Here is a 14,146-nt window from a genome sequence, read left to right as displayed (position 1 = left end):
CTGCCATCAAAGAATCGACCACCGAAAGGAATCGCATGAACACGCAAACTCCCGGCCGCGTCATCGTCACTGGAGGCGGCTCCGGCCTCGGCGCTGCAATCGTCGATGCCATCCGCGATGCCGGAGGCACTCCCTTCGTCTTCGACCGCAATATCAGCAACGTGTCCGGCGCTAAAGCCCTTGAAGTCGACGTTTCCAACCGTGAATCAGTTGAAGCCGCCGTGAAAGAGGCGGCCGAAAGCCTCGGCGGCCTGGATGGGGTGGTGACGGCCGCGGGCATCGACCGCTGTGGCAAACTGGCCGACGTTCCCGCAGCCGAGTGGGAAAAGGTGATTGGAGTGAATCTCCTGGGCACCGTTTCCGTGGTCCGTGCGGCGTTGCCGTACTTGAAGGAATCCCGGGGCCGGGCCATCACCATCGCCTCAACCCTCGGTTTGCGGGCACTGCCGGACGCTACGGCGTACTGCGCCTCCAAGTTCGGCGTCATCGGATTCAGCCGGGCATTGGCCGCCGAAACCGGGGGAGTCATTGGTGTCACCACCATCATTCCGGGAGGCATGAAGACACATTTCTTTGATGACCGCGACGAACAATACAAGCCGCAGGACGACTCCAAACTCAACGATCCTGCGAACGTGGCGCAAGCCGTGGTGTTCGCGTTGTCGCAGCCGTTTGGTAGCGAGGTCCGTGAGCTCCTTATTTGCCCCGCAGAAGAAGGCTCGTGGCCATAAGGTCATGCACGTCCTGAACAACCTCGGCCACGGCGATGCCCCTGATCAGGGTGTCGTCGTGGCCGCAGTGCTGTGCTGACCAGCCCACTTGCGTAACATCGGCCCCACACGCCGGGCACTCGGTCACCCACGACATGTGGATCCGGTGCAGGCTCCGGCCCCGGGGCCCCGCGTTGAAGACGTTGCCTACCCAGAAGATCCCCACGGTTGGAGTTCCAAGGGCTTGCGCCAAATGTCGGGGACCGCTGTCGCTGGCAAGCATTACGGTGGCCGCGTCCAAGAGCGCCGCGAGTTCGCCAATCTCCAGTTCGCCGGCAACTGAGCGCACGGCATTCTTGTGCCCGACGGGCAGTTGCCTTGCCACGAGTTCCGCCACTTCCTGGGCCAGCGCCTTTTCGGAGCGGTCGCCCACCACCAACACCAGTGCACCTTCCTGGGCGATGGTCGCCGCCGCTTCAGCAAAGTACGACGCCGGCCATCGCCGTCGCGGATCCGTGGCACCTGGGTGGACCACCAGGAGGGGACCCCGTTGGGGATTGAGCAGGCTTTGCACGGCTTGTTCGTGTTCGGGCAGGGGCCGTAAGGGGGGAGAAATGATGGTTGGCGCGCCCGCCAGGCCCGCTACCTCAAGCCATCGATCAGGCTCGTTTTGGTAGTAGATGTAATCGAGATTCCGCTCCAAGGGCTCAGCGTCCTTGGTTCGTGTGCCCACGGTGTGCCGTGCTCCCAGACGGAGCAGGAAAGGGTTGGAGTACCGGCCGCCGCCATGCATTTGCAGCGCGAGATCGAACCTGCGGGCGCGCATGGCGGAGAAGAATTCCTCTTGGGCAAGTCTGTCTTCGGTTTCGTCTACTTGATCGCCTTCCCTAGGGCCGGCGTCGCGGACGCCTTTGGCGAACGGGAGAATTTCGGCGCCGTCAACGGGCCCATCCGTCCCGGCGGTCAACGCGGCGTGGATCGGCGTGCCGAGGAGCGTGATAGTTGCTTCAGGGTAGGCCACTTTCAGGGCATGCAGCGCGGGATATGTGTAGATCACATCGCCTAAACCGCCTCCGCGGAGGACCGCGATCCGTTCCACATTCGCGAACTTCTCCAGCACCGGGCCAACGCCAAAATTCGGTTGAACGACCATCTGGATGTCCCTTCGTCAAAGGTGCTGGAAAACTACCGGAGCCGGCGTGTGAACCGCGGGCTGTGGGGTACCTGAGGGGAGCAGGAACATGCCGCCTCTACCGGAAGGTACCCAATGGCACGCCTCTCCAATCAAGAAGGTTTGGCCGAATGGCTGCCGCGCCGCTTGGCCGAGGAACCGCCCGTTGTGACAGTCGTCGGCGACGCCATCCTGGACGGTTGGTGGGATGGGCTGATTGAGCGCTTTTGCCGCGAAGCTCCCGCCCCAGTGGTACAGGTCAAGCGCCGCGACTTCGCCCCTGGAGGAGCCGCCAATACTGCCATGAACCTGGCGGCCCTTGGGGCCGACGTCAGGTTTGTCTCGTTGGTCGGTAAGGATTCTGCCGGCCAGGAGCTCCTTGGGAGACTCGTGGCTGCCGGCATCGACATATCTGGCGTGGTGCAGCATCCCCGCATGATCACCACCACGAAGTTCCGGATAAGCAGCGCCGGCCAGGTGATGCTTCGCCTCGACGACGCAGCCACCGACGTTCCCCCGGAGGGCCTCCAGGAGTTGGCGGCCGCCATCCCGGGAGCGCTCGCGGGTTCCAACGCCGTGGTGCTGTGCGATTACGAGGCCGGCGCTTTGGAGGGGCCGGTCCGCGACGCCTTGATGGATGCCCTTGGACCCACCCGTAGTCCTCAGACTGGTTCTCACCCCGACTCCAGCCACAGGCAGGGCACCCTCTTGGTGGTCGATGCCCATCATCCTGCCCGGTGGGCCGAACTCAAGCCGGACCTTGCCACCCCGAACGCCCAGGAAGCTGCCAGGCTGCTCGGAACAGAGCTCCCCGGTGGCGCTGCACGTTGCCCCTTCGTTGAGGCCCACGCTGACCAGCTCCTTCGCGCCTCAGGTGCGGGCGCCGTCGTCGTGACTTTGGACCGTGACGGGACGCTGACGCTGCGTTCCAGCGATCCGGACGCAAGCGGAGACGATACGAACGGAGCCCGCGCCACCCACCGAACCTGGGCCAGGCCGGAAGCCGAGAAACAGGCCTCCGGTGCCGGCGATACATTTGTGGCCGCGCTGACCTTGGCGCGGGCGGTCGGACTGCCCCTGACCACCAGTGTTGACCTTGCCCAGGCCGCAGCTGATGTGGTGGTCCATCGGCCCGGCACCTCTGTCTGCACCACCGAGGAACTTGCCCGGCACCTCGGAGGGTTCGCCGATACTGCGTTGACTGCCGATGAATTGGCCCGGCAGGTGGAGGCGCATCGCAGGGAGGGCCGGAGGATCGTGCTGACGAATGGGTGCTTCGACGTCCTGCACCGTGGCCATACCCGCTATCTGAACCAGGCCAAGCAACTCGGTGACGTCCTGGTGGTGGCCCTTAACAGTGATTCCTCAGTGCGGCAGCTGAAGGGACAAGACCGGCCCGTGAATCCAGAAGCGGACCGTGCTGCCGTAATCGCCGCGCTCAGCTGCGTGGACCACGTCACTGTGTTCGACACCCCGACTCCTATACCGCTCATCGAGTTGCTGCAGCCCGATGTGTACGCCAAAGGCGGCGACTACACGCCGGAAATGCTGGCCGAGACCGCGGCTGTGGAGCACTATGGGGGCACGGTGACGATTTTGGATTACGTCCCCGAACACTCCACGACGGCGGTACTGGAGCGTATTCGCTCCACGGGAGAGAACCCGCATGCATGATCGGGCGTTGCAGGATGGGGAAGGGAGAGTTTGATGCGCATAGTCATCACGGGAGCCACGGGTAACGCGGGCACGGCATTGCTGAAGCGGTTGCAGGCTGCCCGCTCTGAAGAGGGTGCCGATCTTGACCTCGTGGGAATTGCGCGACGCGAACCTGACAGGAACGCAGCCCCTTACAACGCAGTGGAGTGGCACACGCTGGACGTCGGCGACTACAAGGACAGGGAAGCACTGGAGAACGCCTTCGCAGGTGCCGACGCCGTGGTGCATTTGGCCTGGCAGATCCAACCAAATCACGATCGCGAACTTCTGCGCCGGACAAACGTGGCAGGAACGGCCCACGTACTTGGCGCGGCCAAGCATGCTGGCGTGAAGCACGTCGTCTGTGCTTCATCCGTTGGTGCCTATTCGCCGGCCCCCAAGGATCAACGGACCAAGGAAGGTTGGCCGGCAGGGGGCATCAAGCGTTCCCACTACAGCGTGGACAAGGCAGCCCAGGAGCGGCTTTTGGATGGCTTTGCCAAGGAAAATTCGGGCATCGTAGTGGCTCGGCTGCGCCCGGCACTGATCTTCAGCGCCGAGGCGGGCAGTGAAGTGGGTCGCTACTTCCTGGGGAGCGTTCTCCCGCGGCTCATTCCCCGTAAGCCATGGCTGCCCATCCTCCCCATCCCCAAGGAGCTGGTTTTTCAAGCCGTTCACGCCGACGACGTCGCCGACGCGTACTGGCGCGTGCTGGAACGTCGGGCAGAAGGCGCGTTCAACATCGCAGCGGAGCCCGTGCTGGACCCCAACGCCCTTGCCTGGATCCTCAACGCCCGACGGCAGCTTCCCTTACCGCTTCCGGTGCTGCGCGCCGTCGTCGAGGTCAGTTGGCGCTTGCGGTTGCAGGTAACCGACGGCGGCTGGGTGGACATGGCCGCCGGCGCACCCATTATGGACACAAGCCGCGCCCACAGCCTCCTGGGCTGGATGCCCCACCGATCATCGTTGGAGGCGCTGACTGAAGTGCTGGACGGACTCGGTGCCGGTCAGGGGCGGAAAGCCTCGCCGCCGTTGACGCCACGCTAATTTTTGGTGTCGGCGGCCCTAATCCGCAGGGGACACAACCGTGATGATCCTGCGCAAGCTCATGGCCACTGACGCCGCCGCGTTCACCGATGCCTGGCCGACTGCAGCTTCCGTGACCGCGTCCCCGAGCTCCGAGATGCTGTCCTTCGCCTCCGCCAAATGGCTCTTCAATTCCCCGGCGTCTCCGTCCCGCCACTGATCAATCACCCGGGACACGGCCTCCAGCGCCTCGGACAGGTTGGCCAGGACGCTGTCCGGTATGACTGTTCCCGCATCCTCTTCCCAGATCACGCTTGCAAGTACTTCGGTGATGTCCTGGACGTGGAAGGTCAGCCTTTCCACGATCCGCAATCCAGCCAAATCACTCGGTAGCCGGCCAGCACGACGCCGCGACCTGGGGTTAGCTTTTGCGCTGAGTTCCGCTTCATGAACGGCAGTCCGCACGGCTGCGGCGGTTGCTGACAGTTCGCCGCTACGGCTTGCCCAGGCTTCGTGGTTGGGCGGCCAGGATTCCTCCATCGCGCGCGCCATGTCCTTCAATTGCTGGGACAAAGCCCGTTGATGACCGGCCAGGGCGGGGTCAATTCCTTCAAGATGCAACGGCGGAAAAACCAGCCAGTTCACAGCGAAGCCAACGGCAACGCCCATGGCCATCTGCAGGACGTACGCAAAGGAGAAGCCCTCCGCATTGGAATCCCCGAGGACGAGTACGAACAAGGCCGCCATCGGAACCCATTCTGAGGCGCTGCCCAGCCGGGGGAGGCCGCCGACGATCACGCCCAATCCCACCACCACGGCGACTGCCAACGCCGTCGGCGCTGCCACCGTGGTCACCGCAAAAGCCATGCCTATACCCAGGGCCAGGCCCATGAGGCTCTGCAGGCCATGTCTTGCGGAGTCTGCCACCGTGGGATGCATGCTCACGAGTGCGCCGAGCGGTGCGTAGTAGGGGTAGGACGCTGCAGGACCAGGCATGAAGGGCGCGAGATACCACGCCAATCCTGCCGCCGCCGCAGTTTTGGCGGCGAACAGGAGTCGGTGACGCGTGACAGTTTTTCGAAGCGCGGGAATCAGCCGCCGCCTGGAGGGCTTGTGGCTCATGGGTCCAACGTAGACGGGTCCTGCTCCGCGTGTCGAGCTGGGATTTCGTTTCGATATGTGGCGATTGAATCCGCGGCAAGCGGGTACACACCCATTGATAGTAACGATACTTACTATCCCGGCTGCTGTCCGCAGCCTGCCAACTGTGGAAAGAGAGCGACAATGACTGAGAGCCAATCGCCGCAGGACGGAAGCTTCGCGGCGCCACGGACTGGGGTCCCCGCCGGGACCGAGCCTTATTCGGGAAGTTACCTGGATTCACCGGTTGAAACCGACACCACTGGCATGGAAACCGATGCCGGCGCGGGGACTACCGGTTACGGAAGCACTACCGGGACCACATCCGGCGCGGGAACCATGGATTCGGCCAAGCACGAAGCCGCCGAAGTCGCCGGCACAGCGCGCGATGCGGCTGGCGGCGTCGTCGAAACAGCCAAGGCCGAGGCCGGAAATGTAGCCCAAGAGGTCAAGATGAACGCCCGGCAGTTGCTAACGCAAACCAAGGGCGAGCTGGCGGATCAGGCTGCTACCCAACAGCAGAGGGTTGCCGAGGGCTTGCGGTCCATTTCCGACGAACTGTCCACCATGGCCAATTCGACCCAAAACGGTGGTGTGGCCACGGATCTGGTCCAGCAAGCGGCCGAGCGTTCCTCCTCGGTTGCCCGGTGGCTGGAGAACCGGGATCCGGGTTCACTCCTGGATGAGGTCAAGAGCTTTGCCCGCCGTAAGCCGGGCACGTTCTTGCTGTTGGCTGCCGGTGCGGGTGTCCTCGCCGGACGTTTGGGCCGCGGAATGGCGGACAACTCGCCCATGACCGGGACCAGCACTTCCGATGCCACCACCCAGACCCCTCGCGCCATGTACTACCCAACCCAGGGCGGCGCTGTGTCACCTCCGGCAGTAGATCTGCCAGGTCCCCAGACGACGACCGCTGGCTACGGAACGACGGGTGCTGGAACAGGTGCTGGATACGGAACGACGGCCACTGGGACAACTGTGACAGGTGCCGGAACTGACACGGGATACGACGCTGGCACCACGGGTGGCCTGGAAGGATCAACCATGCCCTACCCGGAAACCGACGCCGGTGGGGTAAAGGCGCAAGGAGATCCGTTAGCACGTCCCGATGATCCCAGCGATCCCGATGATCCCGTATATGGAGGTCCCCGATGAGTAGTCCTGCCGACCTTCCTCCCACCGAAGCCCATCTCAAAGCCGAATCCGTACCCCTCGGCGAACTGCTGAGCGACCTGACGCGCGATGTCTCCACCTTGATGCGGCAGGAAGTTGAGCTGGCCAAGGTAGAGCTCAAGGAATCGGCCACCAAGGCCGGAAAGGGCGCAGGGATGATGGCCGGAGCCGCTTGGGCCGGGCATCTAACCGTGCTGTTCCTGTCCTTGGCGCTTTGGTGGGCCTTGGGTCAGCTCATAGGCCTGGGATGGTCCGCAGTCGTTGTGGCGGTCATTTGGGGCATAGTCGCAGCGGTGCTGGCCTCGATGGGACGCAAGGAATTGAACACCATCAAAGGCATGCCGCGCACCGCGGAGACAGTCAAGGAAATACCTCCAACCTTCAAACCGAATACTGAGGAGACACGATGACGCAGAACCCCGACGCCCTGCGCGCCGACATCGAACAAACTCGCAGGCGGCTCAGTACCAACGTTGACGCCGTTGCCGACAAGGTCACGCCCTCGCACATCGTCAACCGGAGGGTAGACAGGATCAAGACGGCCGTGTTTGGCGCCCGCGACGACGTTCAGGACAGGGCGGGTCACGTTGCCCACCAGGCCCAGGACGCCGTTTCCGGGGTGGTCGATGACATCGCCGACGCACCCCAGGTGATTACGCGAAAGGCCCAAGGCAGCCCCATCGCTGCTGGCCTGATTGCCTTCGGTGCCGGTCTGCTTGTGTCCGCCCTGATTCCGCCGTCGGACAAGGAACGCGAGGCTGCCCACGCAATCAAGGAAGCAGCCCAGCCACTGACCGAGGAACTGGGCCACGCCGCCCAGGAGATGGCCGAACACCTCAAGGAGCCGGCACAGGACGCTTTCCAGAACGTCAAAGACAGCGCCACTGAGGCAGCAGCCAACGTCAAGGACGAGGGCCAGGCCGCTGCTGCAGATGTGCAAGACCGCGCCGCGATGGCCAAGGACAACCTCGGCAACCAGTAATCGCGTTACCCGCCCAACTGAGTCGCAGTTAAGCCCGTTTTGAGCTCTCAGAACGGCATTAACTGCGACTCAGTTGGGTTCGCGGGGCTGTTTCGCGGCTGCTGGCTAGCGCACTTCGAGGATCATTTGCAGTAGACGTGCTGCGGCGGGACGGGCAGCATGTTCTTCCACCCACTGTGCGCGGGCAAGTGCTTTGCTGACAGCCTGCGTCGTGATGCCGAGTTCCTGGGCCACAGCCTTTTGCTGCCCGCGGACGCCGGGGGTGAGGAGGTCCAGGACCCGCCACTCGGCCACGCTGCGGTGCTGCACGATGTGTCCGAGGAGTCGAAGGACCGCTTCGGCTTCTGCTGCCAAAGCCGTGAAGGGACCATCAACGGCAACAGGGACTCGTTCCTTCCCGCTGCGGAGACGATCGACAGCCCGCCGGGCATAGACCAGACCGTGCCCGGAAGCGTCTTTGACAAGGTTTGGAAGGGGTTCGTTGATGGGCCCCACACCGATTCCCACGTACCACTGACCGGTTCGGAGGGCGATCAGCGCTGTATCAACAGCGTGGTGGCCGGACTCGACGATGCCTTGCACCTCGTCCTCAACCGAACGGTCGAAGTCGAGCCGTGCCGGAACGTGCCGCAAGTCCTTGAGGAGCTGGGGCACGAGGTCGCCGTCGCGGCGGCTGTCGCGTTGGTTGATGGTCAGAGTGAACATAGTGGATCACATGCTACCGGCTGGTAGCCGCTGTGCAAGGGCTTGTTTTTCTTATTTCTTTCGCCATTCCCTTGATCCAATCCACCTTCAGCTAGTCCAGTGCGGTGCGTCCGGTTACGACGACGGCGGGCAGCGCACCTGCCGCCAACCGGCGCGCGTCGGGTATTCCGGCGTCGCGCATCGCCGCCTGGATGGCTTCCACCAGAGGGACGGGATCTTCATTGGTGGAGAATACCCAGAATGTGTCGCGTGCCTGAAAAACCAGCGCGTTCTTTCCGGCCACTCCCAGGGATGTCTTTTGCCGAGCCACCAAACGGCGGTCAGGATCAGTGCCATCCGCCGTGGTCACCGCCTTGATGTAGTCAGGTGCGATCTCCGCCCACGGAAACTCCAAAGTGGTGTACTGCTGGGAATACCTGGCCACGATCCCGCCGTCGAACACCAGGAGTTTGCGGAAGCTGCCCAAGAGCGTCATTGACCAGAGGACCAGGCCTGTAAGAGTGCTTGCCACAATGAACAGGACTGGATCCTCGAAGTGGCCGGGTTCCCGCGTGGAGGTGGCGGGACTGATGAACTCACCCATTGCGCCCAAAAAGGAATCCAACCGCTAAGCAGGGGATGAGGAGCTTCCAAAAGATGCGGCGCGAGGACGCAATATGACGTAGCTGTCCAAGCTCGGGTCCGAGCCTGCGCTCAGTGCGCCTTACCAGCCAGTTACGGCCGCGCATCAGGGCGCTGGCCGTAGAGATTTGGCAGGTTCTGCCTTTCTGCCTCGGCGGCTTGCTGTGCGGCGACCACTTTGGGGTCCGGGACCGGCTGGCGGCCCTGCGCCACCCCGGATCGCCGATCAAAAGCTGCAAACCTTGGATCCCACGTATCGCCCGAGCTCCCGCTGAAAGCCGCCAGAATCAGCATCACCACGAAGAACGGGAAGAAGGACCAGCAGATGGCACGCCAGCCGCCCAGCCAGGCGCCCGCCGTCGTACCGTCCTTGATCCGTACCGAACGCATGCCCGCGGCAGCATCGCCAACGCTGCCCGCGGTACCCCAGATCATGCCGTAAACGAACAAACCAACGAACCAAAGAACAACGTAGAGCGTCAGCCAAAAACCGTCGTTAAAGGCCAGAAGCGAGCCACTGTTCATCATGGCATTGCGTGCAACGGCCACCATCGCGGCCAGGATGCCATATCCGGCAAGGAACACGATTGCGTCAAGTACGCGACCCCAGAAGTGGGCTCCTCCGGATGCTTTCACGAAGTATGCGCCGGTCTCGGGATGGCGGCGTACAGGGCGGCCGTTGAGGGCATCAACCAAGCCAGTAGCGGTTTGGGACTTCGAATTGCTCATGGATCAGGCCAGCCCAGCCAGCCCGCCGAGGACACGGGCAAGGGTGGGGGCGGACGTCTCCTTCAGCTCAAGGGAGACTGATTCGCCTTCTACGCGGGGGGTAAGCACGTGCACGCTGGTGGGGCCGGTGTACACGGTGACAGTTGGAAAGTCGTTCGTATCAGAATTGAAGACCACCACGTTGCTGGCCGCCTGGGTATCGGCCAGGGCCGTTGCGGCATATTCTTCGAATCCGGCCTCAGAGTAAACAGTGGGATCGGTGTCGCGGTTGGCCGCTGTGTTCGGGTCAACGAATTCAGCCAGGCGCGGAGCCAACTGATCCCGGGTGACAACGGTGAAGCCGTGCAGCCCGCCTTCGTCCACTTCCTCCAGCAGCACGCCGTCGTCGTGGAGGTAGCCGTAGAGCCAGCGCTTGCCAGTGGAAACGGTGCGTTCCACGGAGACCACGCTGCTGCCACTGCGGCGCAGTGTCAGGGCGCCGGTTATTTCCTCGGTGGCGTGCAGCCGGGTGGGTTCGGTCTCGCCTTCAAAGATCACGGGGTAGACGAGTTCCTTGGCAAGCAGTCCACGCAGGGCCACAGCACACATCAGCTCCTTGCTGGCATCCTGCGCAGTGAGCCACGGAAGGGCCACGATCTGCTCATGCTGGACGCCGTCCAGGGCAACAACCTCTTCATCGGTCAACGTCGGCAAGGCCTTGCCTGTGGCGCTGGCCGATGCCAGGACCTTTGCCGCAGCCTGTACGTCCCGCTCGGTCCAATTCATGGTGCTGGTGGTCATCCGAATATCCCTCCGACAAAGTTTCCGACTGACTTGGCGGCATTACCGACCCCGTCTGCCACCTTACTGCCTACATCCTTGGCGAAATTGCCTACTTCCCGGGCGCCGTCGGCGATGTAGCTGCCGGGGTTCCGGGCGAAGTTGCTGATCGAATCCCAGTTGTCCGCCACCAGGTTGCCCAATGCCCAGGCGCCGGCAACGATGCCCGCGCCGATCACGATCGGGGCGCCAATGGGGCCCAGCAAGGCTGCGCCACCGGCCGTCATGAGCATGATGCTGCCCACCCCGCCCACTACGGACAGGCCGCCGGCTACCCGGTCGCCTGTACCGCGCCAGCCGTCGTGCTCCGGGCTGATCATGTCGCTGATACCGCCAACGATGTTCAGCGGCGCCGCCAAGGCCCCCGCGATTCGAAGGCCCTTGGAGAATTTTGTGGCGTCCTGGAAAGCCTGGCTGTAGGGAATGTTCGCCTTGAGGTCGGTGATGACGTCAGTGACCTTCTCACCGCTGCGCAACGCGCTCAAAGCATCCCGCAGCACCGTGCCGCCAGCCCGCCAGTTGGTGAGTACCTCGCGGGTCTTGACCCATTCGGCATGACCGAGCTTGCCGTACTTGTAGGCGGTCCAGAGCTGCGCGCCCAATTCCTTGACGCCCGTTGCTGTGTCATAGACGTCTTTCAGGACGCCCACCGATGTACCTGAGCCGTCATTGTGGCTGGCAAATTCCTGCTGGTTGGCGTGCTTCTTGAGCTGGCCCGCGTTGTCCCTCAGCATGTTGGCGGCCTTCATAAGGCTCTGCCTGTGCTGGCTGTTCCAATCGCTCTTGAAGACTGTGGCATCGCGCCCCTGCCACGCCGTTGCGGAGTTGATGGCGTTGGACAACTGCGCGCTCTGCATATTGATGGCGTCAGCAGCCTTGCCCATGACGCCGGCCAGACTGCGAAGCTGCGCAATGTCCGCGCCGTAGAACCCAGCCATGTGGAACCCCCTGTGTACATGCGTCGTAAAGTCTCGTCCAAGCCTAGGCGGCCCCCGAAGGTGGCGCGATGGGGAGCAGTGCCCATCAAAGCAACGCGAGGTCACTTACGGCCCATGTTTTAGCCAACAATGGGCCGTATCTGACCCCGCGTTGCTTAAAGCACGACGGCGACTGGTGCGGTTCACAGGGAACAGCACCAGCCGCCGTCGAGCCCAACTAGGTAGCACTTAAGCGCGTTTTGAGCGTTCAAAATGCGCTTAAGTGCTACTCAGATGGGAATTAGTGGCCTTCGGCCGAGAAGCGCTTGATGGAAGCTTCCAGCTCGGCTTCGGCAGCGGCGCGATCGCCCCAGCCTTCAGCCTTGACCCACTTGCCGGGCTCCAGGTCCTTGTAACGGGTAAAGAAGTGCTCGATTTCCTTGATCAGGAATTCGCTGACGTCGCTGACTTCCTGGATGTGGTCGAAGCGTGCATCCACCGGGACACAGAGGACCTTGGCGTCTCCGCCGCCGTCGTCGGTCATGTTGAAAACGCCGATGGGGCGGGACTCAACGATGACGCCCGGGTGGAGGTCGAAGTCCTGCAGGAGCACCAGTGCGTCCAGGGGGTCGCCGTCTTCGCCCAGGGTGTTCTCGAAGAAACCGTAGTGCGTGGGGTACTGCATGGAGGTGAAGAGGACGCGGTCCAGGCGGACGCGGCCGGTTTCGTGGTCAACTTCGTACTTGACGCGCGATCCCTTGGGGATCTCGATGGTCACGTCGTGCTTCATGGCGTGCTCCTTGACGGGTGTGGGTGGGGCGCGGCAGGCGAAAGTGCAGCCAGCGCCGCCGACTACTATTGAGGATATAGCGAGAGGCCCGGGTTTCTTGAACCGGCGGGACATTTTCAGGACTGACAGGACCAAGCAACTGCATGAAGGGCGTTAAAAACGGGGGTGCCCGGAAGCGGGTGTCCACGGCGTGGGGGCGCTTGAAATGGCCGATGCTGTTGACGCTGGTCCTCCTGTGCCTGGGGGCGATCGTGGTGGCCGGCATGGTGCCAGGACTCCTCAGCGCACCCAAGCCGTCACCATCCGCGCCGCCATGGCAGCAGGAGCCTGACCACCTTTCCGAGGCCAACGGCGTGCTTCCTTTGGATCCCGATGCCCCTGTGCCCGTACCGGCTGAGCTTTCGCGCCTTTTGAATGGCGCCCTGAAACCTTCCGGCGCCGGCAGCATTACTGGCATTGTCATGGACGCCTCCACAGGCACGGTCCTGTTCGACCGCGATGCCAACGCCAACCGAATCCCGGCGTCGAATATGAAGCTTTTGACCGCCGTCGCTGCTTTGAAGGCGCTCGGTCCCGAATCCCGCTTTACCACCCGTGTGCTGGCCGGTTCCGATGCGTCAACCGTGGTGCTGACGGGGGGAGGGGACGTGCTCCTCGGCGCAGGTGCCTCGGATCCTGAGGCCGTGATGGGCAGGTCAGGACTTGCAACCCTGGCCTCCGATACTGCCGCTTCCTTGGCTACCGCCGGGGTCAAAGGGCCCGTGACGGTGCAGGTGGATGATTCGCTGTTCAGCGGTGCGCCCCTCAATCCTGCGTGGAGCCTGGACGACGTCGCGGCTGGCGAAACTGCCCCCTTGTTTTCCCTTGCCCTGAATTCCGGGCGCTACTCACCCACGCTTACCACTGGGCCGCGTCCGCAGGATTCGGCCGTCACCACCGCCCAGGCTTTCGCCGAACAATTGGCCGCTGTCGGCGTGCAGGTGCGTCCCGGCGTCGAGCGCGGCAAGGGCGTCCCCGCCAAGGTGCTGGCCGCCGCTGAATCCGCGACGGTGAGCGAGCAGGTGGACCTCATGCTGGAGACCTCGGACAACTTCCTGGCAGAGGCGCTTGGGCGGATGACCGCCATTGCGTCCGGACAGGAAGGAACGTACGACGGCGCCACTTCAGCCGTGCGCCAACGGCTGGGGGAGTTGGGAATCGCCACTGATCCCAAGCAGATGCAGTTGGCCGATGTTTCGGGCCTTGCCTTGGAGAACCAGGTCACTGCCCGCCAGTTTGCCGAGGTAGTCCGTGCCATCACCAGCGGACCGGACCTGAGTCTTCGGGCGGCCCTGGACGGATTCCCGGTGGCGGGCCTTACGGGCACCCTGGACGACAGGTACGTGGATCCGAGTACAGCCCAGGGTGCGGGCCTTGTCCGCGCCAAAACGGGGACGCTCAACACTGTCATCGCGCTGAGCGGGTACGTAGTGGACGCTGATGGACGCTTGCTGGTGTTCTCGTTCATCGGCAATGGCCTGGAACCGGGTGCGGCTGGAAACAAGGAGGCGATGGACCGTTCGGCATCGGTGCTGGCCTCGTGCGGCTGCCGCTAGCCACCTACTCGGGTGGAGTGAGGGTCAGCGCGGAGCGAACTTAAAGGCCCATTGCCAGCCTCATGTGGTGTGA

The 14,146-nt window shown here is 63.3% G+C and carries 15 protein-coding genes; 7 read left to right on the top strand and 8 right to left on the bottom strand.

The window, feature by feature from the left end:
* The first annotated feature begins 35 nt into the window (after positions 1–35).
* Positions 36–731, top strand: a complete 696-nt coding sequence (locus ACFX4T_RS05135) for an SDR family oxidoreductase (protein ID WP_223947500.1) — start codon at positions 36–38, stop codon at positions 729–731.
* On the opposite strand, the gene ACFX4T_RS05130 is transcribed toward ACFX4T_RS05135, so the two are convergent.
* The gene (locus ACFX4T_RS05130; protein ID WP_377651023.1) at positions 697–1,863 is read right to left on the bottom strand and encodes a glycosyltransferase family 9 protein; all 1,167 of its coding nucleotides are present in this window, start codon (positions 1,861–1,863) and stop codon (positions 697–699) included. The genes ACFX4T_RS05135 and ACFX4T_RS05130 overlap by 35 nt on opposite strands.
* 114 nt (positions 1,864–1,977) lie before the next feature.
* On the opposite strand from ACFX4T_RS05130, the gene rfaE2 reads away from it, so the two are divergent.
* The gene (rfaE2, locus tag ACFX4T_RS05125) at positions 1,978–3,555 is read left to right on the top strand and encodes a D-glycero-beta-D-manno-heptose 1-phosphate adenylyltransferase (RefSeq protein ID WP_377651022.1); all 1,578 of its coding nucleotides are present in this window, start codon (positions 1,978–1,980) and stop codon (positions 3,553–3,555) included.
* 33 nt (positions 3,556–3,588) lie between these two features.
* On the top strand, positions 3,589–4,623 hold the full coding sequence (locus tag ACFX4T_RS05120; protein WP_377651021.1) for an NAD-dependent epimerase/dehydratase family protein: 1,035 nt from the start codon (positions 3,589–3,591) through the stop codon (positions 4,621–4,623).
* Positions 4,624–4,641: 18 nt separating this feature from the next.
* Here ACFX4T_RS05120 and ACFX4T_RS05115 read toward each other — a convergent pair whose 3' ends face one another.
* Complete coding sequence (locus tag ACFX4T_RS05115) at positions 4,642–5,724, bottom strand: aromatic acid exporter family protein (protein WP_377651020.1); 1,083 nt, start codon at positions 5,722–5,724, stop codon at positions 4,642–4,644.
* A 162-nt stretch (positions 5,725–5,886) separates the two neighbouring features.
* Between ACFX4T_RS05115 and ACFX4T_RS05110 the strand changes: the two genes are divergently transcribed.
* Genes ACFX4T_RS05110 through ACFX4T_RS05100 form a run of 3 tightly spaced genes read left to right on the top strand, consistent with a single transcriptional unit; the run spans position 5,887 to position 7,897 of the window.
* Entirely contained in the window at positions 5,887–6,897 is a 1,011-nt protein-coding gene (locus ACFX4T_RS05110; RefSeq protein WP_377651019.1) for a hypothetical protein, read from the top strand.
* Positions 6,894–7,325 carry a phage holin family protein gene (locus ACFX4T_RS05105; protein ID WP_216924230.1) on the top strand — a complete coding sequence of 144 codons (432 nt, stop codon included), beginning with the start codon at positions 6,894–6,896 and terminating at the stop codon, positions 7,323–7,325. The genes ACFX4T_RS05110 and ACFX4T_RS05105 overlap by 4 nt, the downstream gene beginning before the upstream one ends.
* Positions 7,322–7,897, top strand: a complete 576-nt coding sequence (locus tag ACFX4T_RS05100; RefSeq protein ID WP_377651018.1) for a DUF3618 domain-containing protein — start codon at positions 7,322–7,324, stop codon at positions 7,895–7,897. The genes ACFX4T_RS05105 and ACFX4T_RS05100 overlap by 4 nt, the downstream gene beginning before the upstream one ends.
* A 105-nt stretch (positions 7,898–8,002) precedes the next feature.
* Here ACFX4T_RS05100 and ACFX4T_RS05095 read toward each other — a convergent pair whose 3' ends face one another.
* From ACFX4T_RS05095 to ACFX4T_RS05070, 6 genes are all read right to left on the bottom strand, one after another.
* Positions 8,003–8,602 carry a hypothetical protein gene (locus ACFX4T_RS05095; protein ID WP_216924227.1) on the bottom strand — a complete coding sequence of 200 codons (600 nt, stop codon included), beginning with the start codon at positions 8,600–8,602 and terminating at the stop codon, positions 8,003–8,005.
* 91 nt (positions 8,603–8,693) lie between these two features.
* On the bottom strand, positions 8,694–9,185 hold the full coding sequence (locus ACFX4T_RS05090) for a hypothetical protein (protein WP_377651017.1): 492 nt from the start codon (positions 9,183–9,185) through the stop codon (positions 8,694–8,696).
* 131 nt (positions 9,186–9,316) lie between these two features.
* Entirely contained in the window at positions 9,317–9,952 is a 636-nt protein-coding gene (locus tag ACFX4T_RS05085) for a hypothetical protein (RefSeq protein ID WP_377651016.1), read from the bottom strand.
* 3 nt (positions 9,953–9,955) lie between these two features.
* Positions 9,956–10,732: a hypothetical protein gene (locus ACFX4T_RS05080; RefSeq protein ID WP_377651015.1), complete on the bottom strand. Its 777-nt coding sequence runs from the start codon at positions 10,730–10,732 to the stop codon at positions 9,956–9,958.
* The gene (locus ACFX4T_RS05075; protein WP_216924221.1) at positions 10,729–11,709 is read right to left on the bottom strand and encodes a hypothetical protein; all 981 of its coding nucleotides are present in this window, start codon (positions 11,707–11,709) and stop codon (positions 10,729–10,731) included. Before ACFX4T_RS05075 ends, ACFX4T_RS05080 begins: the two co-directional genes overlap by 4 nt.
* A 280-nt stretch (positions 11,710–11,989) precedes the next feature.
* Complete coding sequence (locus ACFX4T_RS05070) at positions 11,990–12,478, bottom strand: inorganic diphosphatase (protein ID WP_144663396.1); 489 nt, start codon at positions 12,476–12,478, stop codon at positions 11,990–11,992.
* Between the two features lie 143 nt (positions 12,479–12,621).
* On the opposite strand from ACFX4T_RS05070, the gene dacB reads away from it, so the two are divergent.
* Positions 12,622–14,073 (top strand): D-alanyl-D-alanine carboxypeptidase/D-alanyl-D-alanine-endopeptidase, encoded by a 1,452-nt coding sequence (gene dacB / locus ACFX4T_RS05065; RefSeq protein ID WP_377651014.1) that lies wholly within the window; start codon positions 12,622–12,624, stop codon positions 14,071–14,073.
* The last annotated feature ends 73 nt before the right edge of the window (positions 14,074–14,146 follow it).

Source organism: Paenarthrobacter sp. YIM B13468, from assembly GCF_042788025.1.
Classification (GTDB): domain Bacteria; phylum Actinomycetota; class Actinomycetes; order Actinomycetales; family Micrococcaceae; genus Arthrobacter; species Arthrobacter aromaticivorans.
The sequence above is the reverse complement of the archived record's forward strand: the minus strand, read 5'-3'. Positions and strand labels throughout refer to the sequence as shown.